Genomic DNA, 24,213 nt, shown 5'->3' with positions numbered 1-24,213 from the left:
CAAGCTGGTTTCTGGCCTATACTCGGCATTGAAAACTTGCTAACCGTCAACTTCAAACGATTGCGCCCACCTTGCCAGCCCCAGCCACTCCGTTCGACTACGATGCCGCCCTGCGCGCCTGCGCCAGGGGCGAGCAGCAGGCATTGCACGGCCTGTACCAGCAGGAAAGCCGCTACCTGCTGGGCGTGGCCCTGCGCATCGTGCGCCAGCGGGCCCTGGCCGAAGACGTGCTGCACGACGCCTTCCTGAATATCTGGCGCCGCGCCGGCAGCTTCGACGCCACGCGCGGCAGCGGCAAGGGCTGGATCTATGTGGTGGTGCGGCACCAGGCACTGAACGTGGCGCGCGCCCGCGCCCATGAAGTATCGGCCGACGAGGATACCGTGGAAACCCTGCTGCACCAACGCCAAGGCGATGACGCCGGCGACGCCTATGCGCTGCAGGCGAACATGGGCAAACTGCACGATTGCCTGGGCCACCTGGACGAACCCAAGCGCAACAGCATCCTGTACGCCTACGTCGATGGCTGTACCCACAGCGAAATCGCGCAGCGCCTGGAAGCGCCGCTGGGAACCGTCAAGGCCTGGGTCAAGCGGGGCCTGGCCGCCTTGCGGGAGTGCATGGGATGATCGACAACGACGAAGAACTGCAAAGGCTGGCCAGCGAGTATGTGCTGGGCACATTGGCGCTGGCCGAGCGCGCGGAAGTGGAACAGCGCTTGCCGCGCAACGCCGCCTTGCGCGATGCCGTTGCTGCCTGGGAACAGCGCTTGCTGCCCTTGACGACCCTGGCGGCGCCCGAAACGCCGTCCGCGCAACTGTGGCCGCGCATCAGCGCCAGCCTGTTCACGCCGAACACCGTGCGGCAGGCGGGCGGCTGGCAGGCGTGGTGGAACAGCCTGGCCTTCTGGCGAGTGCTGGCCGGCGGCGGCCTGGCGGCCACAGCCGCGCTGGCCGTGCTGGTCACCATGCAACTGCAGGCGCCAGCCGGACCCGGCTATCTGGTCGTGCTGGTGGCGCCACAGGATAAGTCGCCGGGCTGGATCGTGCAGGCGGGCGGACGCGGCGGCAAGAACCGCGACCTGCGCCTGATCCCGCTGGGAGCAACAAATGTGCCGCAGCAAAAAGCCCTGCAATTCTGGACCAAGGGCAAGGATTGGGGCGCGCCTGTCTCGCTGGGCCTGGTCAAGCCTGGGCAAAGCCTCAAGCTGACGTTGGACAAGCTGCCGCCGCTGCAGCCTGAGCAACTGTTTGAAATCACGCTGGAACCGGCTACGGGTTCGCCCACTGGCCGGCCGACGGGGCCGATTTTATACATCGGCCGCGCCGTCAAGGTGATCTGATTACTGAGACAGCTCGTCCCCCATCTCGCGCCCGCGCTGCGCGGCCGCCTTGATGCCCTTGACGATGGCCGCCTTCACACCGCTCTCTTCCATGCTGGTGAGTGCCGCATACGTCGTGCCGCCCTTCGACGTGACGCGCTCGCGCAGCAGCGACACGGCTTCGCTGGAGTTCGCCGCCAGCTGCGCCGCGCCCGTAAAGGTGGCAATGGCCAGCTGCGTGCCCTGCTCCGGCGTCAAGCCCAGTTCGGCAGCCGCCTGCTGCATCGCTTCGATAAAGTAGAACACGTAGGCGGGGCCGCTGCCCGACACGGCCGTGACGGGGTCGATCTTCGCTTCGTCGTCGAGCCAGACGGTCTGGCCGACGGCGCGCAGGATGGCGTCCGCCGTCTTTTTCTGTTCGTCGCTGACGCCGCTGCTGGCCACCATGCCCGTGATGCCCATGCCGATCAGGGCCGGCGTGTTCGGCATGCAGCGCACGATGGCAGGGTAATCACCGAGCCAGCGCGACAGGTCTTGCGCGCGGATGCCGGCCGCGATCGACAGGATCAATGGCGCCCGTTCCCCGTCAAGGAAGGGCAGCAATTGCGCCGCCACTTCGCGCATGCTTTGCGGTTTGACGGCCAGCACGATCACGTCCACGCCGCGCAGCGCTTCACCGGCGGCAGTCGCCGTGGTGACGCCGAATTGCGCCTGCAATTTTTCCAGCGCGGGCGCATGCGGGTCGATCACGTGGATGTTGCCGCCCAGGGTCAGTTTGCCTGCCAGGCCGGCGATCAGGGCGGCGGCCATATTGCCGCCGCCCACGAAGGCGATGTTCAATTCTGTCGTCATGGTGATTCTTTCATTCAATCAGTGAGAGTAATTACGGGAACCGAAGATGGCACTGCCCACGCGTACGATGGTGGCGCCTTCCAGCACGGCGGCACGCAAGTCGGCCGACATGCCCATCGACAGGGTGTCGAGCGCCAGCCCGTCGGCCTTCAATTGCTGGTACAGCACGCGCAATTGCGCAAAGGCAGCGCGCTGAAGGTTGACATCCGTTTCCGGCTCGGGAATCGCCATCAGGCCGCGCAAGCGCAAGCGGGGCAATTGCGCCACGGCGCGCGCCAGCGCCGGCAAGTCAGCCGGCGTCACGCCGCTCTTGCTCGCTTCGCCGCTGATATTGACTTGCAGGCAGATATTCAGGTCCGGCAAGCCGGCCGGGCGCTGCTCGGACAGGCGCACGGCGATCTTTTCCCGCTCCACCGTGTGCACCCAATCGAAGTGTTCGGCGATGGGGCGCGTCTTGTTGCTCTGGATGGGGCCGATGAAGTGCCATGCCGGGACGTGCTGCGGTGCGGCCTCCTTCACCAAGGCGATCTTGTCGAGCGCTTCCTGCAGATAATTTTCGCCAAACGCCACCTGGCCCGCGCGCATGGCGGCCAGCACGGCGTCCGCGCCGAAGGTTTTTGACACGGCCAGCAGGGTCACCTCGGCCGGCGCACGCTGCGCGTCAGCGGCGGCCTGCGCAATACTGTCGCGCACGGCTTGCAAGTTCTGTTCGATTGTGGACATAATCATTTTCTAGTGTATAGGGGCGGCGGCACAGTGCGCCAGCCCATCAATGCAGGCACAGGGATTATAAATGGACATCTCCGAATTACTCGCTTTCTCCGTCAGCAACAAGGCTTCCGACCTGCACCTGTCTTCCGGCCTGCCGCCGATGATACGCGTCCATGGCGACGTGCGCCGCCTGAACGTGGCGCCGCTCGAGCACAAGGATGTGCACAGCATGATCTACGACATCATGAACGACAGCCAGCGCAAAGCCTATGAAGAAGCGCTGGAATGCGATTTCTCGTTCGAGATTCCCGGCCTGGCGCGCTTCCGCGTCAATGCCTACAACCAGGAACGGGGCGCTTCGGCCGTGCTGCGCACGATTCCCTCAAAAGTGCTGAGCCTGGAAGAACTCAACGCCCCGCGCATCTTCGGCGAGCTGGCCATGCGTCCGCGCGGCCTCGTGCTCGTCACGGGTCCGACCGGCTCCGGCAAGTCGACCACCTTGGCGGCCATGGTGAACCACGTCAACGAACGCCTGAACCACCATATTCTGACCATCGAAGACCCGATCGAATTCGTGCATGAGCCAAAAAAATGCCTGATCAACCAGCGCGAGGTGGGATCGCATACGCATTCGTTCAGCAACGCGCTGCGCTCGGCCCTGCGCGAAGACCCGGACGTGATACTGGTGGGCGAATTGCGCGACCTGGAAACCATCCGCCTGGCACTGACGGCGGCCGAAACGGGCCACCTGGTGTTCGGCACCCTGCACACCTCGTCGGCGGCGAAGTCGATCGACCGCATCATCGACGTCTTCCCCGCCGAGGAAAAGGAAATGGTGCGCGCCATGCTGTCCGAATCCCTGCAAGCCGTTATTTCGCAGAACTTGCTGAAAACCAAGGACGGCGCGGGCCGCGTGGCCGCGCATGAAATCATGCTGGCCACGCCCGCCGTGCGCAACCTGATCCGCGAAGCGAAAGTGGCGCAAATGTATTCGGCCATCCAGACGGGCAGCAACGTGGGCATGCAGACCCTGGACCAGTGCTTGAGCGACCTGGTGCGGCGCGGCACGATCTCGGCCGAAGCGGCCCGCGCGGCCGCCAAATCGCCTGAAAACTTCCCCGGATAAGCCCATGCAAACGACGCACGAATACTATGGCGCCATGCACGCGCTGCTGGCGCAGATGCGCGCACGGGGCGGCTCCGACCTGTTCATCACGGCCGGTTTTCCTGCCGCCATCAAGCTCGACGGCAAGCTGACGCCGCTGGCGGGCGCCGCGCTCGATGCGCAACAGGCGGCCGGCTACGTGCGCGCCCTCATGAACGAACGCCAGGCGGCCGAATTCGCGTCCAGCCGCGAAGCCAATTTCGCCATCAGCCCGGACGGCCTCGGGCGTTTCCGCGTGTCCGCCTTCGTGCAGATGGGTCAGGCAGGCATGGTCTTGCGCTTGATCAATACCGCCATCCCCACGCTGGATGGATTGGGCCTGCCCGCCATTCTGCAAGACATCGTGATGAGCAAGCGGGGCCTCGTCATCATGGTGGGCGCCACGGGTTGCGGCAAGTCGACCACGCTGGCGGCCATGGTGGGCCACCGCAACGCGCACAGCCACGGCCACATCATCACCATCGAAGACCCCGTGGAATTCATCCATCCGCACGGCAACTGCATCGTCACCCAGCGCGAGGTGGGCGTCGATACGGACGACTGGGCCACGGCCCTGAAAAACACCCTGCGCCAGGCGCCTGACGTAATCCAGATCGGCGAAATCCGCGACCGCGAGACCATGGACCACGCCATCGCATTCGCCGAGACGGGCCATCTGTGCCTGGCGACCCTGCACGCAAACAACGCCAACCAGGCGCTGGACCGCATCATCAATTTCTTCCCCGAAGAGCGGCGCCAGCAGCTGCTGATGGATCTGTCGCTCAATTTGAAGGGCATGATTTCGCAGCGGCTGATGCCCAACAAGGAAGGCGGCGGGCGCAAGGCGGCGCTGGAAATCCTGCTCAATTCGCCGCTGATGAGCGATCTGATCTTCAAGGGCCAGGTGCACGAGATCAAGGAATTGATGAAAAAATCGCGCGAGCTTGGCATGCAGACGTTCGACCAGGCCCTGTTCGACCTGCACGAAGGGGGCGCCATCAGCTATGAAGACGCGCTGCGCAATGCGGACTCCGTCAATGACCTGCGCCTGACAATCATGCTCAAGGGCGCAACGGCGCCGGAACCGGCCCCGCAAGCGGGCACCACCAAACTGGGACTGCTCTGACATGAGCAGCATCCACGCTTTCCAGGCCGAGGCGCTGGACGGCACGCCGGTCGACCTGGCGCGCTACAAGGGCAAGGTGCTACTGATCGTCAATACGGCCAGCGCCTGCGGCTTCACGCCGCAATACCAGGGCCTGGAAGCGCTGTACCGCGAATTTCACGAGCAGGGTCTGGTCGTGCTGGGCTTTCCCTGCAACCAATTCCGCCACCAGGAACCGGGCTCGAATGCGGACATCGGCGCTTTTTGCGAGAAAAACTTCGGCGTCACCTTTCCCCTGTTTGCCAAGATCGACGTCAATGGTCCGCACACCCATCCCCTGTTTGCGCAATTAAAACAGGCAGCGCCCGGCATATTCGGCACGCAAGCGATCAAATGGAATTTCACCAAGTTTTTGGTGCGCAAGGATGGCAGCGTATTTCGCCGCTACGCGACGGCCAGCAAACCGGCCAGCCTGGCGGCCGACATTCGGCAATTAATACAGGAATAGCACGCGACGCTTTGATTTAAAACAACAAACATTGAAATCAAGCTATCCGTATTTATTTCATGCTTGATATTAATATTGTGTTTCCAATAGCAAATTTCGGTGATAATGTTGACATAATTATTCGCAGATATCGATCAAAAAACGATGCCAGTCTTTGGGAAATTCATATCTTCATGGATGCGGATGGGCATTTATTCCCGTCTCTTCATTCCTATTTTCTTCCTGATACTCGCCGTTTCCGCCGTTCGCTATCACGCCCTGCTCGGTACGGAAACGGCGCTGGCAAAGGCGCGCTACCAGAGCGATGCCCGGCAACTCGACCTGTTCCTGGCCAATAGCGTGCTGCCGCTGAGCGTACACACGGACAGTCACGCGATGCACGACAGCGTGCGCCAGGTGCTGCGCGGCGCCCTGCCGCTGAACCGCAGCCTCGTTTCCGCGCGCTGGGACACGGCTGACGCGCATGTCGAAGTGCTGGCCGACAAACCGCCGGCCGACAGCGTGGCGGCCACGGTGCCGGCATGGTTCGCGCGCCTGGCCGGCATCACGGCCATCCGCAGCCGCCTGACGGTGGCGCTGCCGGACGGCGGCGACGGCATCCTCGCCCTGCACTACACGCCCGGCCTGCCCCTGGCGCAGGTATGGCAGCGGGTGCGCGAACAGGCCGTCCTCAGCACCATCAATATCGTGCTGGTCTTCCTCTTGCTGGGCTTGATCCTGGCCACGCACCGGCGCTTGCTGGCGCGGCTGGTGCAAGCGACCGACCGCTTCCGCGAAGGCGACTTCGCCGTGCGCCTGGCCGCTGGCGCCACGCCCGAAGCGCAAGCCGTATCGCACTCGTTCAACAGCATGGCCGGCGATGTCGAAGAACTGTTTTCCTCGCTGAAGACCAGCCAGCGCCAGCTGGGCGAGCAGCTCAACGAAACCGTGCACATGCAGCAGGCGCTGCAAAAATTATCATGGCAAAACTACAATGATGTACTGACGGGTTTGCCCAACCGTGCCGCGCTGGCCGCCCGCTTCGAACAGGAACTGTTCCTGGCGCGCGAACGCCAGCGCCTGCTGGCCGTCTGCCTGTTCGACCTCGACCACTTCCAGGTCATCAACGACCGCTACGGCGCCGAAGCGGGCGATGAAATCCTCAAGCAGGTGGCGGGCCGCCTGCACAGTTTTACGGGCCAGGTCCACTACGCGGCGCGCCTGGGCGGCGATGAATTCGTCATGCTGCTGTGCGGCCAGGTGAATATCGCCAGCATCGAACAGAACGTCACGCAATTGATGCAGGAACTGAGCCGCCCCTACCAGTGCGACCAGCAGGCGCTGCACATGACGGCCAGCGCCGGCATCGCCGTCTATGCGGGCAAGGACTTGAATACGGAAAGCCTGCTGCGCCACGCCGACCACGCCGTCTACCAGGCGAAATTGACGGGGCGCAACCAGTACCACTTCTTCGATACCAACCTCGATGAAGAAGTGCGCACCCACCACAACCAGCGCACGGAAGTGCGCCAGGCCCTGATCAACGGCGAACTGCGGCTGTACTACCAGCCCAAGGTCAACATGCGCGCCGGCACGGTGGTGGGCATGGAAGCGCTGCTGCGCTGGCAGCATGCACGCCGCGGCGTGCTGGCACCGGCGCAATTCCTGCCGCTGGTAGAGCAGACGGACCTGATCATCGACATCGGCGAATGGGTGCTACGCCAGGCCCTGTGGCAGCTGCAGCGCTGGAGTGCGGCCGGCAAGCACTGGGTGGTCAGCGTGAATATCGCGGCGCGCCACTTCCAGCGACCCGATTTCGTCTCGCGCCTGGAAACCATCCTCGGCGAATTTCCCGGCGTGTGCGCCAGCATGCTGGAACTGGAAATCCTCGAATCGTCGGCCCTGCACGACATCGAGGACGTGCGCCGCATCATCCGCGCCTGCCAGGCGCTGGGCATCACGTTCGCGCTCGACGATTTCGGCACCGGCTACTCGTCGATGTCGTATTTGAAGCGCCTGCCGGCGAACATCGTCAAGATCGACCAAAGCTTCGTGCGCAACATGCTCAACGACCGCGACGACCTGCACCTGGTGCGCGCCGTCATCGGCCTGGCCCGTTCATTCAGTTTGACGGTGATTGCCGAAGGCGTGGAAAGCGTCGAACATGGCGCGCGCCTGATCCAGCTGGGCTGCGACCTGGCGCAAGGCTACGGCATCGCCCGCCCCATGCCGGCCGACGCCGTGCTGGAGTGGGCGCACAATTTCATCCCGGCGCCACAATGGAAAACTGCCCAATATAGCGAAGTGTCTATTTGACCTGGGACAAAGCGGAGTCGATCAACTCGATCCAGTGCCGCACGGGCGTCTCGGTGCCCGACTGCAGGTGGCTCAGGCAGCCGATATTGGCCGACACAATTTCATCGGGCTCGCACGCTTCCAGGTTTGCCACCTTGTTATCGCGCAGCTGCTGCGACAGGGCCGGTTGCAGGATCGAATACGTGCCCGCCGAACCGCAGCACAAATGGCTGTCGGCGCACAGGCGCACGTCGACGCCGACGGCGCGCAGCACCTGCTCCACCTTGCCGCGGATTTGCTGGCCGTGCTGCAGGGTGCACGGCGGGTGATACGCGACTTTTTTGCCGATGCGCCCTTTCAGCTGCGCCACCAGCTCGTTTTCAAACGCCGGCATGACCTCGGACAAATCGCGCGTCAGTGCGGCGATGCGGCGCGCCTTCTCCGCATACTGCGCGTCGTGCGCCAGCAAATGGCCGTATTCCTTCACCGTTGCGCCGCAGCCGGACGCCGTCATGACGATGGCTTCGGCACTGTCGACATACGGCCACCAGGCGTCGATATTGCGGCGCATGTCGTCCAGCGCCGCTTCCTGGTCGTTCAGGTGATGGCGCAGCGCGCCGCAGCAACCGGCCTTCGGCGCGACGATCAATTGCACGCCCAGCGCATCGAGCACGCGCGCCGTGGCCGCGTTGATGTTGGGCGACATGGCCGGCTGCACGCAGCCGTCGAGCAGCAGCATGCTGCGCGCGTGCTGGCGCGCGGGCCATGCACCGGCGGCGGCGCCCGGGCGCAATTTATCCTGCAAGCCTTTTGACAGCAAGGGCCGCAGCGCCTGCCCCGCCTTGTACACGGGCGTAAACAGCCAGCGGCGCGGCAAGGCTTCCTTCAGGGCGAAGCGCAAGGCGCGTTCGCGCAAGGGGCGCTGCACGCGCTGTTCGACGACGTTGCGGCCGATGTCGACCAGGCGCCCGTACTGCACCCCCGAGGGACAGGTCGACTCGCAGTTGCGGCAGGTCAGACAGCGGTCCAGGTGCGTCTGCGTCTTGGCCGTGACGGGCGCGCCTTCGAGCACTTGCTTGATCAGGTAGATGCGTCCGCGCGGGCCATCGAGCTCGTCGCCCAGCAGCTGGTAGGTGGGACAGGTGGCCGTGCAAAAGCCGCAATGCACGCAGGCGCGCAAGATGGCTTCGGCTTCGTCGCCTGCCGGCGTATTCTTGATGAAATCGGCGAGATTGGTTTGCATGCGCGCTCAATACATTCTGTGCGGGTTGAAGATGCCGGCAGGGTCGAAAGCCTGCCGCAGGCGCTGGTGGATGGTGGCGATGGCGGGCGCCAGCGGGTGGAACACGCCCACCGTCTTGTCGCCGCCGCGGAACAGGGTGGCGTGACCGCCAGCGGCAGCCACCGCCTGGCGGATTTCCTGGGCGCCTTGCACATCGGCGTCGCCATCGAGCTTCAGCCAGCGCTGCGCGCCGCCCCACTCGATCAGCTGGCGCCCTTTTACAATCACGGCGCTGGCGTGCGGCGGCAGCGACAAGCGCCACAAGCTGCCCGCGCCCGCAAAGAAAGCGTGCGTCTGTTCGCGCACGGCCAGCCAGAAGGCGGCCGCCTCATCGGCTGCCAGCAGCTCGCCGCCCAGCGTGTGCAGCGCCGCCGACACGGCCGCTTCAGCGCCGGACAGACGCAGCGTCAGCACGCCGTCGTGCCAGCAGCTGGCCGATATCGGCAGCGGCTTGCCCGCCCATTCATTGAGCAAGCGCAAGGCGGCGATTTCCGCGCACGCCACGCGCAACGTCGCTTCGCGCAGCGGCAGGGGCAGCACCTTCAGCGACACTTCCAGGATCAGGCCCAGCGTGCCCATGGACCCCGCCAGCAGGCGCGAAACATCGTAGCCGGCCACGTTTTTCATGACTTGCCCGCCGAAAGCCAGGCGTTCACCATGACCGTCCATCAGCACGGCGCCCAGCACGAAATCACGCAGCGCGCCCGCGCTGGCGCGGCGCGGGCCGGACAGCGCGCTGGCGACGACGCCGCCCACGGTGGCGCCAGGACCGAAGTGCGGCGGCTCGAAGGCCAGCATCTGGTTGCGCGCGGCCAGCGCCGCCTCGATGTCCGCCAGCGGCGTGCCGCAGCGGGCCGTGATCACCAGCTCCGTCGGTTCATAGTCGATGATGCCCGCATACGCGCGCGTGTCGAGCACCTCGCCTTCGAGCTGCTGGCCATACCAGTCTTTCGTGCCGCCGCCGCGCAGGCGCAAGGGTTTGCCCGCCGCGCTGGCCGCCAGGATGGCCTGCCTGAATTGTTCCACTATCGCTTGCAAAGGAGTCTCCGGCAAATTAAAAACGGGGCAGGTTGGCGAATGGCAGGCGCCCTGCCGTCACATGCATCTTGCCGAATTCGGCGCAGCGGTTCAAGGTGGGGATCGCCTTGTCCGGGTTCAGCAGGGTATGCGGGTCGAAGGCGCGCTTGACGGCAAAGAACGCATCGAGTTCGGCGCGCGTAAACTGCACGCACATGGAATTGATCTTTTCCATGCCCACGCCATGCTCGCCCGTGATGGTGCCGCCGACGGCCACGCACAGCGCCAGGATGTCCGCGCCAAACGCTTCGGCGCGCTCGAATTCACCGGGTTTGTTGGCGTCGAACAGGATCAGCGGGTGCAGATTGCCGTCGCCCGCGTGGAACACATTCGCGCAGCGCAAGCCATGCGTCGTTTCCATGCCGGCGATGCCCGTCAGGACTTGCGCCAGTTTTTTTCTCGGAATGGTGCCGTCCATGCAGTAGTAATCGGGCGAGATGCGCCCGGCGGCGGGAAACGCATTCTTGCGGCCGGACCAGAACTTCATGCGCTCCGCTTCCGACTGCGAGACGGCGATGGCGCTGGCGCCCGCCCCTTCCAGCACCGCCGTCATGCGGGCGATTTCCTCTTCCACTTCCTCGTGCGTGCCGTCCGCTTCGCACAGCAAAATGGCGGCTGCATCGATGTCGTAGCCGGCCTTGACGAACGGTTCGACCATGCGCGAAGACGTCTGGTCCATCATTTCCAGCCCGGCCGGGATGATGCCGGCGGCAATCACGTTGGCCACGGCGTTGCCGCCCGTGACGACGTCGTCAAAGGACGCCATGATGACTCTGGCCGTCGCCGGTTTCGGGATCAGTTTCACGGTCACTTCCGTGACGATGCCCAGCATGCCTTCGGAGCCGATGAAAATGGCCAGCAGGTCGAGGCCCGGAGAGTCGAGGCATTCGCCGCCCAGTTCCAGCACGTCGCCATCGATGGTGACGATGCGCACGCGCAGCACATTGTGCACGGTCAAACCGTATTTCAGGCAATGCACGCCACCCGAGTTTTCCGCCACGTTGCCGCCGATGCTGCAGGCGATCTGCGAGGAGGGATCGGGCGCGTAATACAGCGCGTGTGGCGCCGCCGCTTCGGAAATGGCCAGGTTGCGCACGCCCGGCTGCACCACGGCGATGCGCGCATACGCATCGAGGCGCACGATGCGGTTCAAACGCGCCGTCGACAGCACCACGCCGTCGGCGATCGGCAAGGCGCCACCCGACAAGCCCGTGCCGGCGCCGCGCGGCACGATCGGCACCTTCAGTTCCCGGCAGACACCGAGAATGGCGATGACCTGTTCCTCCGTATCGGGCAGGGTGACCACCATCGGCAACTGGCGGTAGGCGGCCAGGCCGTCGCATTCGTACGGGCGCGTATCTTCGGCGTCGGACAGCACGCAGCGGGCCGGTAGCACGGCCAGCAGGGCCGCGACGACGGCTTGCTGGCGCGCGGCGGTCAATCCAGGTTCAGGGGCAGCATTGAGCATAAGATGGGGGGAAAGGGCATGGGCGTGCAACGATTGTAAGCACAAAAGTGGCGCGCAGCGCTTTTTTTGTCCATTTCGAAGCCAAATCCGCAGCCAGGCGGCGCGCAGTGTCGTATGCTGCCCCCATTCTTCATTGACAGGATCAGCATCATGGGCAACCGACTCTCGAAAATCGCCACGCGCACGGGCGACAATGGCAGCACCGGCCTGGGCGACGGCAGCCGCACCAGCAAGGACAGCGCCCGCATCCACGCCATGGGCGACGTGGACGAACTCAATTCCCATATCGGCTTGCTGCTATGCGAAGCCATGCCCGACGCCTTGCGCGACGAACTGGTGGCCATCCAGCACGATCTGTTCGACCTGGGCGGGGAAATCTGCATCCCCGGCTACCAGCTGATCAAGGAAGAGCACGTGCTGCGCCTCGATGATTTACTGGCGAAATACAATGCGGACTTGCCCGCCTTGAGTGAATTCATCCTGCCGGCCGGTTCGCGCGCCGCCTCGCTGGCGCATGTATGCCGTACCGTGTGCCGCCGCGCCGAGCGCAGCATCGTCGCGCTGGCCAATGCGGAAACCATCCACGAGCATCCGCGCCAGTACGTGAACCGCCTGTCGGATCTGCTGTTCGTGCTGTCGCGTGTGCTGAACCGCTTTGCCGGCGGCAGCGACGTGCTGTGGCGACATGACCGCGCCAGAGGGTAAAACAGGAAGTGACAGATGATCGCGGACGTGCATGACGCGCCGCGCCTACAGCACTTCCAGGAAGGACTTCAAGGCGATGATTTCGTCCGATGTCAGCTGCAGCGGTCGTAGCAGGGGCGAGGTGACGGGAAACTTCGGATCGGCCGCCTGCTGTGCGTTGTGTGGCACGGGGCGCGACATGCCCGCGTTATACATGTTCAGCAAGCCCACCATCTGCGGAAACAGGCCGTTGTGCATCCACGGCCCCGATTGCGCCACGCCGCGCAAGCCCGGCGTGCGGAACTTGCCCACATCCCCATCTTTGCCCGTCACCAGATAGCGGCCCAGGTCTTCATATTTCTTGCGTCCGTAATACGTCAGCCCCAGGTTATGGAATTGCAGGTCCGTCAGCAAGGCACCGCTGTGGCACGTCATACAGCGCGCCTTGGTGCGGAACAGATGCAGGCCCAGCAGCTCGCGGTCGTTCAGGGCCGTGCGCTCGCCTTCCAGGAAAGTGTCGAAACGCGTGACGGGCGGCAGCAAGGTGCGCTGGTAGTCGGCTAGCGCCGTCAGGATGCGCGGCAGGGTCACGCCGGCGCCCTGGCCGAAAGCCGCATCGAACTGCGCCGGGTAATCATCGAGCGCGGCCAGCTTGGCCGGCAGGGCCGGCACGTCCATGGCCATCTCGTCGGCATGCTGCAAAGGCCCCAGCGCCTGCTCTTCGAGGGAGCTGGCGCGGCCATCCCAGAACAGCGGCTTGATCTGCGCCACGCCCAGCAAGCCCGGCGTATTGCGCTGGCCCAGCCGCCCTTCGTGCCCGACGGAAACGCGCTTGCTGTCGGCAAAGCTGTGCGCGGGACTGTGGCAGCTGAGGCAAGCCACCGCATTCGAACGCGACAATCGCGGATCGTTGAACAGGCGCTGCCCCAGCGCCACGACGGCCGGCGCCAGGGACGGCACGGGCATGGCCGAGACCGGGGCCAGCTCGGCCGGCGTGACGCCGTCGGCCACCTGCGGCCGGGGCCAGCCGGCGATGGGCCGCGCATACGTCTGGCGCAGACAGGCCAGGTCCCAGCCGCTTGCGCCAGCGCAAGGTTCAACGGCTGCTACAGCGCCCTCGCGCGCCTGGCCATCGAGGCTGAGTAACAGGGCGCCGCCCGCCAGCAAGGCGGCCACGGCGAAGGTGGTTTTTTTCAGGTGGGATGCGATGTTCATGCGCCTGCCGAAGAGTTGATTAGAAACGGTAGCCGAGTTCCAGCGTAAACTGGCGGCCTTTTTCATACACGACCTCGGTCGTCGACTGGAACAGGGGATTGCTGCGGTTGCTCACGTTCTCGATCCCCAGGTTCACAAAGCCCTCGCCCGGGCCCGTCTTCGGCAGCGCATACTGCACGCGCATGTCCCAGGTGATCGACTTGCCCACCGTAATATCCTTGAAGACGGTGGCCACCTCGCCGTCGAACAGCTTGGACTCACCCGTCGTCGCCATGCCCGTTTCCGGCCCCCGCACGCGCAAGAAGTTGTCCACTTTCAGGCGGTATGCAGGGATATCCGTCGACAGCAACAGGCGCGCCGTCCAGGGACGGTTGTAATTATTCGCCGGGCGATCCGCCCAGCGCATGAACTTGCCCTGGTAATAGATATAGTCTTTCAAGTCGCCCGCGAGATCGCTCAGGCTATCCGCGTAATCGGCGTGCGACGAGTGGATGCGCGTGCGGTCGTAGCCGAACTGCACGTGCGTGGCCGTATCGCCCCAACGCAGGGGACGCGCCGTTTCGGCGGCAAACGTCCAGACCTTGCTGTCCGTGCGGCCCACGTTATCCCAATAGAAATTAGCCGGCGACAACAAATGCTGCACCATCTCGTCGCGGCCTTCGCGCAGCACGCGCTTGGCGCTCCACTTCACGCCACCCCATTGCTGGCTGATGCCCAGCATTTTTTCATCCGTGTACGGCACCTTCATGTCGCCCGTCTTGTACCAGGCCCAGTTGGCGGCCATCATAGGCGCTGCCCAATCCTTCAGCAAGCCGCCCGACAGGGTGCGCGTCTGCGGCGACGTCTGCAGCGCCAGGCGTTTCGAATGGGCGTAGAAATCAAAGAAATTGCGGCCATAGTAGCGGTTGGCGCCTGCCTCGATCAGTGTCGTGCCCTTGCCCGCTACATCCCAGAAGGCCGACAGGCGCGGCGCGATGCTCGACTTCGGCGACAGCTCGTCGCTGTCGTAGCGCACGCCCAGGCGCAGGCGCACGTCGCCCAGCCTGACATCGTCCTGCAGGAAGGCGCCACGCATCTTGTTGTTCAGCTCATAGGCGCCCGCGTAGAAAATGATGCGCTGCCTCAGGTACTGGCCGCGCACGTTCGGCGCCGCGTTCCAGGGCCTGGCCAGGGAGCAAAATTGCGTATCCACCCCGCCGCCCGCCCTATTGCAGGAATTGATATCGAACGACCCCGTGTATTGTTCATACTGGGTGTTGCGGCGGTAGCTCGAACGCTGCGTACCCAATTCCAGGCCCGCCTGGAAGGTGTGCGACATGCCCAGCCAGTCGACGGGTTCCCACTTCAGCTTGCCCTGATACTGGGCGTTTTCCTGCTCCTGATCCACGTCGCCATAGCCGCCCTCGCCGCCATTCCACGCCGAGCCGGTCGTCCTCACGCCCCAGTTCTTGTCATTCGAGTAGCGCCATAATTTCCAGATGCTTTCATCGGCACGGCGCGAACTGTCCATCTTGTTCCAGCTCAAACGGTGTTCCGCGGTGGCATTGCCCAGCAGCGCCAGCGGGTGCGTCAAACCCAGGTTGACGCCATTGCCGCCGCTCTGCAGGTGGAAGTTGCTGTTTTTCGAGTTGGCAATAAAATAATCGCCGCTGGCCGGCGCATGCATGAGCGAGAAATCGGCCAGCACGCCGGGGCGGATGGTCCAGAAACCGCGTACGAAGGCATTGTCGCTGCCGCGCTTTTGTACCTTGCGATTGGCGTCGCCGGCGCTTTGCAAGCCGTTGACATAGGCGTTCAGGGGAATTTCCGAGGTCTTGCGGACCAGGCTGCCGATCAGGCTGAAATTCTCCGTCACCTTGCCCTGCAGCGCGGCGCGGTACGTCCATTTTTCGAAGGCTGGCTGCAAATCGGCCGTGGCCGAATTGGCTGCGCTGTCGCGCTGGCTGTCGTTGAGCTTGTATTGCATCCACGACGAGCGCGTGCTTTCCACGGAAACCTGGCCGGACAGCTTGCGCGTGGGGGCGCAGGTATTGGCTTTGACGACACCGCCCTTGAAACGGCCATATTCGGCGCCGATGTTCGAATCGAGCACCGTCACGTCGCACAGCAGGCTGGTGTCGACGGCAAAGCCCTGGCTGGCCGACGGTGGCGTGGTATTGTTGTTGGTGTTGCCGACGCCCTTGCCGGGATTGTTGGTGGGGCCGATATCGTTGTTGAGCGACATGCCATCCATCTGGTACAGATTGTCGTAGAACTTGGCGCCATTGATGCTGATGTCGGCCGGCGCCAGCTCGCCCTGGGTGGCGGACGCTTGCTGCTTGTTATCGAATTGCACGCTGGGATTGATGCGCAACAAGCTCGTGACATTGCCGTCGATGCCCTTCATCGCTTCAATCTGGCGCCTGTCCAGGCGCTGCTCGCCCACGGAGACACGTTCGGCTTGCGTGCGCACTTCAGGCAGCACCTGCGGTGCAGGTTCATCGGCGTCCGCTTCGGCGGCAAGAACAAGGGGCGAGGCAGCGCTGGCGCCAAAGGCCAGGCCGATGGCCAGCACGGACTGGCGCAGGGTAAGAATGGAAGACATGAAGAACCTTCAACTGCGGATGGGAAAGGGGCAGTCTCATGATGCCGCCCTTCACTCGATCCTTCAGTGTCGTCTTCTCATGCTGCCAGTTGCAAATGATAACTATTACTATTCGCATTTACAAGGCAGAAAAATCAAAACACGGCTGTTTTTTTGACATGCGTAAAAATTTCGGGCAGCCTGTGGCATCTGCGCCACGCCGCCAGCTTATGCGGGAGCCGCCACCCTGGACGGCTGCGCATGCACATGCTCGCGCAGCAAGCCGCGCAACAACTGCACTTGCCCCACGGCATCGGCCTGCAAGGCAGTCAAACCCTCGGCCGCACAGGGCCCGGGCGCAGATGCCGGAGGGACACCGCGCAGCAAGGCATCCATTTCAGCACTGACCTCGGCAATCCACTGCTGCAGCTCGGGCGGCGCCGGCTCGGCCTGGGGACTCAGGCTGATGCGCGCCGTGCTGCCCGCCACGCGGCGCAGCAGCGGCAAGGTGCGCAGCGCCGCCAGGCCCACGCCGCTGCTGCGGTCGAGGCGGCGCTCGATGCGCAGGCGCTGCAGCACCTGTTCCGCGTTATTGCTGGCCAAGCCCGCCTCGCGGCGCAGGCGCGCGATGGCGCTATCCCATTTACCACCGGCCGCCAGCACGGCCAGCAAATATTTCAGGTTGGCCGACACGGCTTTCGCCAGGCGCTGGTCCAGGTCGTCCGCCTCGCGGTCCGGCCACAGGAAAAACGTGGCCAGCAGGGCCAGCACGCAACCGAGCACATTGTTGCCCAGGCGGCTGGCGGCATACACCATCTCGCTGGCCGGGGCCGCATAGTCGGCCACCAGCACGAAGGCGGGCGTCATGAACAGCACGTGCAGGCTGTAGCTGACGCGGCGCAAAGCCATGGTGGCGACGATCAGGGGAAACACCACCAGCGAAATCGCCAGCGGGGTGTGCACGGCCAGGCCGATCAGCACGGCCAGCACGGCGCCCAGCACGCTGCCCGCGACCCGCTCGATGCCGCGCGGCCAGGTGGTCGACACGGACGGCTGCAGTATCAGCAACGTCGCCATGGTGGCCCAGTAGCCGAACGGAATGTGCAGCGCCTCGACCAGCAGGAAGCCGGCCGTCGTCGCCAGCGACACGCGCGCCGCATGGCGCCAGCTCAGCGACTGCGGCGTGGCGTTGACTTTCGCCGTCTGCCACGCCTGCCCCAGCGCCAGGAAAGCCGCCTCGCGCCACGGCAGCTGCGCCGCGCGCGGCAAGCCCAGTTCCATGAAGTCCACGTTCAGGCGCAGCGGCAGCAAGGCGCCCAGCGCCGCTTCCAGGCGCCGTCCGCAGCCCGCCAGGCGGCGCTGCAATTCCAGGGGCGGCGTTTCCGGCTGGCGCTGCACGGCCTGGCCCAGGCGGCGCAGCAGCACAGCCATCACTTCCAGGCTGCGCCGCGCGCGCGGGTCCTGGCGCAGGCGCTGCTGCTCGCGCTCGCACGTATGCGTGACGGCGATCAGATAGGCGAAGATGCGCTCGGCGTCGCTGAGCGCCAGCAGCAGGTTGTCGTACAGGGCGCTGCGGCCCGCGCGTGCGGGCGGCACGGCGGCCAGCGCCACGCGCGCCGCTTCCAGCGCGGCGCGCGCCTGCGAACGGTAGCTGGCGCCATGCGCAGCGGCGTCCGCCTGCGGCGCGTCATGTTCGAGGAAGCGCGCATTGTCGCGCGCGATGCCGGCCAGGCGCGAATACGCGGCGCGGATGGCACGCCTGGCAGGGCTGAACGGGTGGATGCGCCAGACGGTAAAACTGAGCACCGTGGCAAACAGGCAGCCGAACATGTACAGGCCCAGGAATGGCGCCGTCTGCGTCATCGATTCCAATGGGTGCGTGACCATCACCACGCAGGCCGTGGCCGCCAGGATGGCCACTTGCGCCGTGGCCGCGCCCCAGATGCGCGCCAGCGCGCCGGCCCAGGAAAACAGCAGCACGGCGATGGCCGCCGTCGCCACGCCATGCCCGGCCGCCAGCGCCGTCAGGCCGCCGGCCACGCTCGACAGCAAGCCGAAGCCCAGCATTGAGACAAAACGCATGCGCCGCGTACCGGCCGCGTCGGCCAGGCAAGTCCAGAAGGCGCCGATGGCGGCCCAGGAAAAATCGGGCTGATCGAGCAGCAGGCCCAACAGCAGCATGGCGCTGGAAGCACAGGCGGCCCGCAAGCCCTCGGACAGATTCGTTTCGTCGATGGCCAGGGTGACCATCCACAGGGGACGGCGCTGCGACAGGGTGTCGGTATAGGCGTGCATGCCCGTCAGCCAGCGGCCGGCCAGTGCACGCGCACGGCGGTGAAGTTTCCTGAAATGCAAGGTGGACTTTGAGAAGGTATCAAAGCGTCATCGTAGCATTCCCGGGCGAAAAATGTTGCAGTGCAGCGTAAAATCTCGCCAGACAAAAAAAAGCGGCACCACAGTGCCGCTGTTATCTTGCTTGAGCTTCTTAGCTGACCATCGCCAGGCGTGGTCCGGCGGACGGGAAGCGCTGCTCGATCGAGGCAGCGATGCCGGTGGCGTCCAGGCCCACGCTTTTCAGCAATTGCACGGGGTCGCCATGGTCGATGAAGACGTCCGGCAAGCCCAGCATCAAAATCGGCTTGACGATGGCCTCAAGCGCCAGGGCCTCGGCCACGGCCGAACCGGCGCCACCCATGATGCAGCCCTCTTCCACCGTCACCAGATAATCGTGGTCAAGAGCCAGCTGCTTCACCAGCGCCACGTCGAGCGGCTTGACGAAGCGCATGTTGGCTACCGTCGCGTCGAGCTTCTCGCCCGCCGCCACACTCGGCGCCACCATGGAACCAAAGGCCAGGATGGCGATGCGCTTGCCGTGGCGCTTGAGCTCGCCCTTGCCGATCTCGATGCTGCTCAGTTCCGGCACGATGGCGACGCCGGCACCGGCACCGCGCGGATAGCGGATGGCCGCCGGGCCCGGATAGTGGTAGCCCGTGGTGAGCATTTGACGGCATTCGTTTTCGTCGGACGCGGCCATGACGACCATGTTCGGGATGCAGCGCAAAAACGCCATGTCGTAGTTGCCCGCGTGCGTGGCGCCGTCGGCGCCCACCAGGCCGGCGCGGTCCAGCGCGAACGTCACGTCCAGGTTTTGCAGCGCCACGTCGTGGATCAGCTGATCGTAGGCGCGCTGCAGGAAAGTCGAATAGATGGCCACGACGGGTTTGAGATCCTCGCAAGCCAGGCCAGCAGCAAAGGTCACGGAATGCTGCTCGGCAATACCGACGTCAAAGTAGCGGTTCGGAAATTGCTGTTCGAACTTGACCATGCCCGAGCCTTCGCGCATGGCCGGCGTGATGCCCACCAGGCGCTTGTCGTGCGCGGCCATGTCGCACAGCCAGTTGCCGAACACTTCCGTGTACGTCATCTTGCCCGGCGCCGTGGCCGGCTTGATGCCCTCGGCCGGATTGAATTTCGGCGTGCCGTGGTACAGAATCGGTTCCGCCTCGGCAAGCTTGTAGCCCTGCCCCTTCTTGGTGACCACGTGCAGGAATTGCGGACCCTTCAATTGCTTGATATTTTGCAAGGTCGGGATCAGCGAATCGAGGTCATGGCCATCGATGGGGCCGATGTAATTGAAACCGAACTCTTCGAACATGGTGGCGGGCACGACCATGCCCTTGGCGTGCTCTTCGAAGCGCTTCGCCAGCTCCAGCACGGGGCCGGGCAAGACGGACTTGCCGACATTTTTCGCCGCAGCATAGAACTGGCCCGACATCAGGCGCGCCAGATGGCGGTTCAACGCGCCCACGGGCGGCGAGATCGACATGTCGTTGTCGTTCAGGATCACCAGCAGGTTGATGTCTTCTTGCACGCCAGCATTGTTCATCGCCTCGAACGCCATGCCGGCCGTCATCGAACCGTCGCCGATCACGGCGATCGCATGCAGCGGGTCGCCCTTGATCTTGGCGGCCTGCGCCATGCCCAGCGCTGCGGAAATGGACGTCGACGAGTGCGCCGTGCCGAAGGTGTCGTACTCGCTCTCGTCGCGCTTTGGGAAGCCGGAAATGCCATCTTTCTGGCGCAGGGTGTGCATGCGCTCGCGCCGGCCCGTCAAAATCTTGTGCGAATAGGTCTGGTGGCCCACGTCCCAGACGATGCGGTCGTGCGGCGTGTTGAACACATAGTGCAGCGCGACGGTCAGCTCGACCGTGCCCAGGTTGGACGACAAATGGCCGCCCGTCTTGGAGACGGAATCGAGCAGGAAGCTGCGCAATTCCTGCGCCAGCGGCACCAGTTGCGAGCGGGCCAGCTTGCGCACTTGCGCTGGTTCATTGATAGTTTCTAACAGTTTCATTTATGCCTTCCGCTGCACGACCAGGTCTGCCAGCTCGCGCAGACGGCGTGCCTTGTCCCCGAATGGCGCCAGCGCCGCATTGGCGTCGCACCGCAATTGTTCTGCCAGGGCTCTCGATGGTTCCAGCCCCAGTATCGATACGTAAGTCGGCTTGTTGGCCACCGCATCCTTGCCCGCCGTCTTGCCCAGGGTGGCCGAATCGGCCGTGGCGTCGAGCACGTCGTCCACCACCTGGAACGCCAGGCCGACGGCGCGCGCATACGCGTTCAGCGCCGTCATCTCGTCCGGCGCCAGGTCCTTGCCCGCCAGCGCGCCCAGAATCACGGCCGCGCGCAGCAAGGCGCCCGTTTTGAGTTGATGCATCTGTTCCAGCTGCGGCAGGCTCAAGGCCAGGCCGACGCTGTCGAGATCGATCGCCTGGCCGCCGCACATGCCGCTTGAGCCAGAAGCGTGCGCCAGCAGCTTGATCATCGCCATTTGCCGCCCCGGAGGAATCGCCGCGCCGTCGGCCAGCAGCATGAACGCCTGCGATTGCAGCGCGTCACCGACCAACAAGGCCGTCGCTTCATCGTAGGCGATGTGCACGGTGGGCTTGCCACGGCGCAAGGCATCGTCATCCATGCACGGCATGTCGTCGTGCACCAGCGAATACACGTGAATCATTTCCAAGGCGCAAGCGGCGCGCGCGAGGGTATCTTGATCGGCATCAAACAATTCACCGGCCGCCATCACCAGCAACGGACGCACGCGCTTGCCGCCGCCCAAGAGCGCATAGCGCATGGCCGCGTGCAACTTGTGCGGTACGGCGTCAGGCGCAGGCAGGAATTGGTCGAGCCGGCCTTCCACGCCGGACTGGGTCGCTTGCATCCAGTCGCCGAAGGTCACGCCGTCTTGCTGTACGCTGGCCATCATTGCGCGGCCTCGCCGGCATCGACGAACGGTTTCAACATGTCGCCTTCCAGTACTTTCACCTGCGCCTCGACGCTATCGAGCTGGGTGGCGCAATACTTGACCAGTTCCGAGCCGCGCTGATACGCCGCGACCGATGCTTCCAGCGGCAACTGGCCCGCTTCCATTTGCGTTACCAGCTGCGCCAGTTCCGCCATCGCCTCTTCAAACGAGGCCGGCGCTGCGGCAGCGGCAGTTAATTTCTTCGACATAGACTCAGATCTCTTCGTGGCACGAGGGGTATGTAGGGAGACGCCGGGGACTCCCGGCCAGCATAGAAGCGTTATTTTAGAACAAACCACACTATTAAGTGAAAACTAAAGCGCAATCGGCGTGCTCAAAGGGGAAGACGTTACCAGCTTGGCAGTCAATTCTAGCGCAATCACCCCCATCGGTCGGAAATTGCACGGTAAATGACAATGTTTATCATTAAAGTAGCCTATTTGCCGAAGGGGTTTGGCAATGCCGAGGCCGATACGCGCTATAATCGCCGGTTCTGTCCGAAATACCGTTTCAACAAATTTGAATTCAGGTCTTTGCGGATTCTTTCTCTCTGTAGCGGTTGCCCAGGGAATGGCCTGGGGCACTGCTGACCGTTGTACATTTATGGGGGGTTGGGATGTCCGATCTGGCTACTCACGCCAAGCTGGCGCGTTCAAACGCGCAACTTCCGGTCCACGTCTATTTTGACGAAACGCTGTTGCAGCGTGAAATGCAGCAATTGTTCCAAGCCGGCCCGCGCTATGTCGGGCACGAGCTGATGGTGCCGGAAACCGGCGATTTTGCGACCCTGGCGTCTGAGAACGAAGGGCGCATGCTCGTGCGCAACGCCAATGGCATCGAAGTGCTGTCCAACGTGTGCCGCCACCGGCAGGCGCTGATGTTCAATGGCCGCGGCAATGCGAACCATATCGTCTGCCCGCTGCACCGCTGGACCTACGACCTCAAGGGTGAATTGATCGGCGCGCCGCACTTCCCCGAGACGCCGTGCCTGAACCTGTCGAAAACGCCGCTGCAAAGCTGGAATGGCTTGCTGTTCGAGCAAAATGGCTACAACGTGATGGAAAAATTGAAAGATTTGTCCGTCTCGAAAGACCTCGATTTTTCCGGCTATCTGTTCGACCACGTGGAAATCCACGAATGCGACTACAACTGGAAGACCTTCATCGAAGTCTACCTCGAGGATTATCACGTGGAACCGTTCCACCCGGGTCTGGGCAGCTTTGTCAGCTGCGACGACCTGCGCTGGGAATTCGGCAAGGATTACAGCGTACAAACGGTGGGCGTGCACCGCGGTCTGCAGCAGGCCGGTTCGCCCGCCTACAAGAAATGGCAGGAGCAGGTGCTGCAATTCCGTGGCGGCGAAGTGCCACCCTATGGCGCCATCTGGCTGACCTTGTATCCGAACATCATGGTCGAATGGTATCCCCACGTGCTGATCGTCTCGACCCTGTGGCCCGACGGTCCGCAAAAGACGCGCAACGTGGTGGAGTTCTATTACCCTGAAGAAATCGTGCTGTTCGAGCGCGACTTCGTCGAAGCGGAACGGGCTGCCTACATGGAAACCTGCGTCGAGGACGATGAAATCGCCCTGCGCATGGATGCGGGCCGCAAGGCCCTGATGGCGCGCGGCGAGAACGAAGTGGGTCCTTACCAGTCGCCGATGGAAGACGGCATGCAGCACTTCCACGAGTGGTACCGCAACAATATCGAACTGTAATTCCCTCAAGGGCCGCCTCGTGCGGCCTTTTTCATTTTCATTACCAGGATTTACTCATGCAATCGCTTTGGATGTTATTCGCCAGTTTCATGTTCGCCATCATGGGCGTGTGCGTCAAACTGGCGTCGGAGTTGTATTCGACGTCCGAAATCGTCATGTATCGCGGCATCATCGGCATGACCGTCATGGGTTGCACGATTTTCTATCAGGGTGGCAGCTTTAAAACCACGATGCCGGGCCAGCATCTGTGGCGCGGCGTGGTGGGCGTGATCGCCCTGTGGCTGTGGTTTTATGCCATCGCCATCCTGCCACTGGCCACGGCCATGACCCTCAATTACATGGCGCCCATCTGGATCGCCGTCATCCTGCTGGCCGGTGGCTGGTGGAAAGCGACGAAGCAAGTCGAGTGGCCGCTGGTGGCGGCCATCGCCATGAGCTTTGTCGGCGTGACCCTGCTGCTGCAACCCGTGTTCGAGACGGACCAGCTGGCCGGCGCCATCACGGCCTTAATTTCCGGCATGCTGTCGGCCCTCGCCTACTTGCAGGTACGCAAGCTGGGCTTGCTGGGCGAACCAGAATACCGGGTCGTGTTTTATTTCTCGGTCGTCAATTTCCTCGCCGGCGTGATCGGCAACGTGGCCAGCGCCGGCGGCGGCCCCGTCGTCTGGCATGCGCACACAAGCGCCTACGGCATCGGCTTGCTGGCCGCCATCGGCCTGTGCGCCACCATGGCGCAGATGGCCATGACGCGCGCCTATCGCCTGGGCAAGACCCTCGTGGTTGCGAATTTGCAATACACGGGCATCGTCTTTTCCAGCTTCTGGGGCGTGGTGATCTTTGGCGACCTGTTCGACTGGCATGGTTGGGCCGGCATCGGCGTCATTCTCGCCTCCGGCATCGCCGCCACCTATTACAATACCCGCAACACGGCCCGTGGCGCGGCGATCGCGCGCACGGATCCCATCGCCAGCGAAGTGTAAAGGAGCG

20 protein-coding genes are annotated in these 24,213 nt (G+C 63.8%); 9 read left to right on the top strand and 11 right to left on the bottom strand.

Annotation, left to right across the window (positions count from 1 at the left end):
- Nucleotides 1–71: 71 nt before the first annotated feature.
- Nucleotides 72–629 (top strand): sigma-70 family RNA polymerase sigma factor, encoded by a 558-nt coding sequence (locus C8C92_RS05385; RefSeq protein WP_116743201.1) that lies wholly within the window; start codon nt 72–74, stop codon nt 627–629.
- On the top strand, nt 626–1,342 hold the full coding sequence (locus C8C92_RS05380; protein WP_099760656.1) for an anti-sigma factor: 717 nt from the start codon (nt 626–628) through the stop codon (nt 1,340–1,342). Before C8C92_RS05385 ends, C8C92_RS05380 begins: the two co-directional genes overlap by 4 nt.
- On the opposite strand, the gene proC is transcribed toward C8C92_RS05380, so the two are convergent.
- Complete coding sequence (gene proC / locus C8C92_RS05375) at nt 1,343–2,173, bottom strand: pyrroline-5-carboxylate reductase (protein WP_099760657.1); 831 nt, start codon at nt 2,171–2,173, stop codon at nt 1,343–1,345.
- Nucleotides 2,174–2,191: 18 nt separating this feature from the next.
- Entirely contained in the window at nt 2,192–2,896 is a 705-nt protein-coding gene (locus tag C8C92_RS05370; protein ID WP_116743200.1) for a YggS family pyridoxal phosphate-dependent enzyme, read from the bottom strand.
- A gap of 70 nt (nt 2,897–2,966) precedes the next feature.
- Here C8C92_RS05370 and C8C92_RS05365 point away from each other — a divergent pair, with 70 nt between their 5' ends.
- The 4 genes from C8C92_RS05365 (at nt 2,967) to C8C92_RS05350 (ending at nt 7,936) form a co-directional block, all read left to right on the top strand.
- The gene (locus C8C92_RS05365; protein ID WP_099760659.1) at nt 2,967–4,010 is read left to right on the top strand and encodes a type IV pilus twitching motility protein PilT; all 1,044 of its coding nucleotides are present in this window, start codon (nt 2,967–2,969) and stop codon (nt 4,008–4,010) included.
- Between the two features lie 4 nt (nt 4,011–4,014).
- Complete coding sequence (locus tag C8C92_RS05360) at nt 4,015–5,154, top strand: PilT/PilU family type 4a pilus ATPase (RefSeq protein ID WP_207780971.1); 1,140 nt, start codon at nt 4,015–4,017, stop codon at nt 5,152–5,154.
- Between the two features lies 1 nt (nt 5,155).
- Nucleotides 5,156–5,641 (top strand): glutathione peroxidase, encoded by a 486-nt coding sequence (locus C8C92_RS05355; RefSeq protein WP_116743199.1) that lies wholly within the window; start codon nt 5,156–5,158, stop codon nt 5,639–5,641.
- Nucleotides 5,642–5,824: 183 nt separating this feature from the next.
- Nucleotides 5,825–7,936, top strand: a complete 2,112-nt coding sequence (locus C8C92_RS05350; protein ID WP_116743198.1) for an EAL domain-containing protein — start codon at nt 5,825–5,827, stop codon at nt 7,934–7,936.
- Here the strand turns inward: C8C92_RS05350 and glcF are convergent.
- Genes glcF through C8C92_RS05335 form a run of 3 tightly spaced genes read right to left on the bottom strand, consistent with a single transcriptional unit; the run spans nt 7,929 to nt 11,742 of the window.
- Complete coding sequence (gene glcF / locus C8C92_RS05345) at nt 7,929–9,158, bottom strand: glycolate oxidase subunit GlcF (protein WP_116743197.1); 1,230 nt, start codon at nt 9,156–9,158, stop codon at nt 7,929–7,931. The two genes, C8C92_RS05350 and glcF, sit on opposite strands and share 8 nt — an antisense overlap.
- A 6-nt stretch (nt 9,159–9,164) precedes the next feature.
- Nucleotides 9,165–10,235 (bottom strand): glycolate oxidase subunit GlcE, encoded by a 1,071-nt coding sequence (glcE, locus tag C8C92_RS05340; protein ID WP_099760663.1) that lies wholly within the window; start codon nt 10,233–10,235, stop codon nt 9,165–9,167.
- A gap of 16 nt (nt 10,236–10,251) precedes the next feature.
- The gene (locus C8C92_RS05335) at nt 10,252–11,742 is read right to left on the bottom strand and encodes an FAD-linked oxidase C-terminal domain-containing protein (protein WP_116743196.1); all 1,491 of its coding nucleotides are present in this window, start codon (nt 11,740–11,742) and stop codon (nt 10,252–10,254) included.
- Between the two features lie 150 nt (nt 11,743–11,892).
- On the opposite strand from C8C92_RS05335, the gene C8C92_RS05330 reads away from it, so the two are divergent.
- Nucleotides 11,893–12,447: a cob(I)yrinic acid a,c-diamide adenosyltransferase gene (locus C8C92_RS05330; RefSeq protein ID WP_099764289.1), complete on the top strand. Its 555-nt coding sequence runs from the start codon at nt 11,893–11,895 to the stop codon at nt 12,445–12,447.
- Nucleotides 12,448–12,492: 45 nt separating this feature from the next.
- On the opposite strand, the gene C8C92_RS05325 is transcribed toward C8C92_RS05330, so the two are convergent.
- From C8C92_RS05325 to C8C92_RS05300, 6 genes are all read right to left on the bottom strand, one after another.
- Nucleotides 12,493–13,641, bottom strand: a complete 1,149-nt coding sequence (locus C8C92_RS05325) for a cytochrome c peroxidase (protein ID WP_116743195.1) — start codon at nt 13,639–13,641, stop codon at nt 12,493–12,495.
- A gap of 19 nt (nt 13,642–13,660) precedes the next feature.
- Nucleotides 13,661–16,225, bottom strand: coding sequence for a TonB-dependent receptor plug domain-containing protein (locus C8C92_RS05320; protein WP_116743194.1), 2,565 nt, complete (start codon nt 16,223–16,225; stop codon nt 13,661–13,663).
- A 207-nt stretch (nt 16,226–16,432) separates the two neighbouring features.
- Nucleotides 16,433–18,499, bottom strand: a complete 2,067-nt coding sequence (locus C8C92_RS05315; protein ID WP_116745853.1) for an FUSC family protein — start codon at nt 18,497–18,499, stop codon at nt 16,433–16,435.
- A gap of 190 nt (nt 18,500–18,689) precedes the next feature.
- Nucleotides 18,690–20,558, bottom strand: coding sequence for a 1-deoxy-D-xylulose-5-phosphate synthase (gene dxs / locus C8C92_RS05310; RefSeq protein ID WP_116743193.1), 1,869 nt, complete (start codon nt 20,556–20,558; stop codon nt 18,690–18,692).
- Nucleotides 20,559–21,470, bottom strand: a complete 912-nt coding sequence (locus C8C92_RS05305; protein ID WP_243420120.1) for a polyprenyl synthetase family protein — start codon at nt 21,468–21,470, stop codon at nt 20,559–20,561.
- Nucleotides 21,467–21,718 (bottom strand): exodeoxyribonuclease VII small subunit, encoded by a 252-nt coding sequence (locus tag C8C92_RS05300; protein ID WP_046683420.1) that lies wholly within the window; start codon nt 21,716–21,718, stop codon nt 21,467–21,469. Before C8C92_RS05300 ends, C8C92_RS05305 begins: the two co-directional genes overlap by 4 nt.
- A 407-nt stretch (nt 21,719–22,125) precedes the next feature.
- Here C8C92_RS05300 and C8C92_RS05295 point away from each other — a divergent pair, with 407 nt between their 5' ends.
- On the top strand, nt 22,126–23,226 hold the full coding sequence (locus tag C8C92_RS05295) for an aromatic ring-hydroxylating dioxygenase subunit alpha (RefSeq protein WP_116743192.1): 1,101 nt from the start codon (nt 22,126–22,128) through the stop codon (nt 23,224–23,226).
- Nucleotides 23,227–23,282: 56 nt separating this feature from the next.
- A complete protein-coding gene (locus C8C92_RS05290; protein WP_116743191.1) occupies nt 23,283–24,206 on the top strand; it encodes a DMT family transporter in 924 nt (307 codons plus the stop codon).
- Nucleotides 24,207–24,213 lie beyond the last annotated feature (7 nt).

Source organism: Janthinobacterium sp. 78 (assembly GCF_003096775.1).
GTDB classification, from domain to species: Bacteria; Pseudomonadota; Gammaproteobacteria; order Burkholderiales; family Burkholderiaceae_D; genus Janthinobacterium; species Janthinobacterium tructae.
Note: the sequence above shows the minus strand (reverse complement) of the source record. Positions and strands in the feature narration are given on the sequence as shown.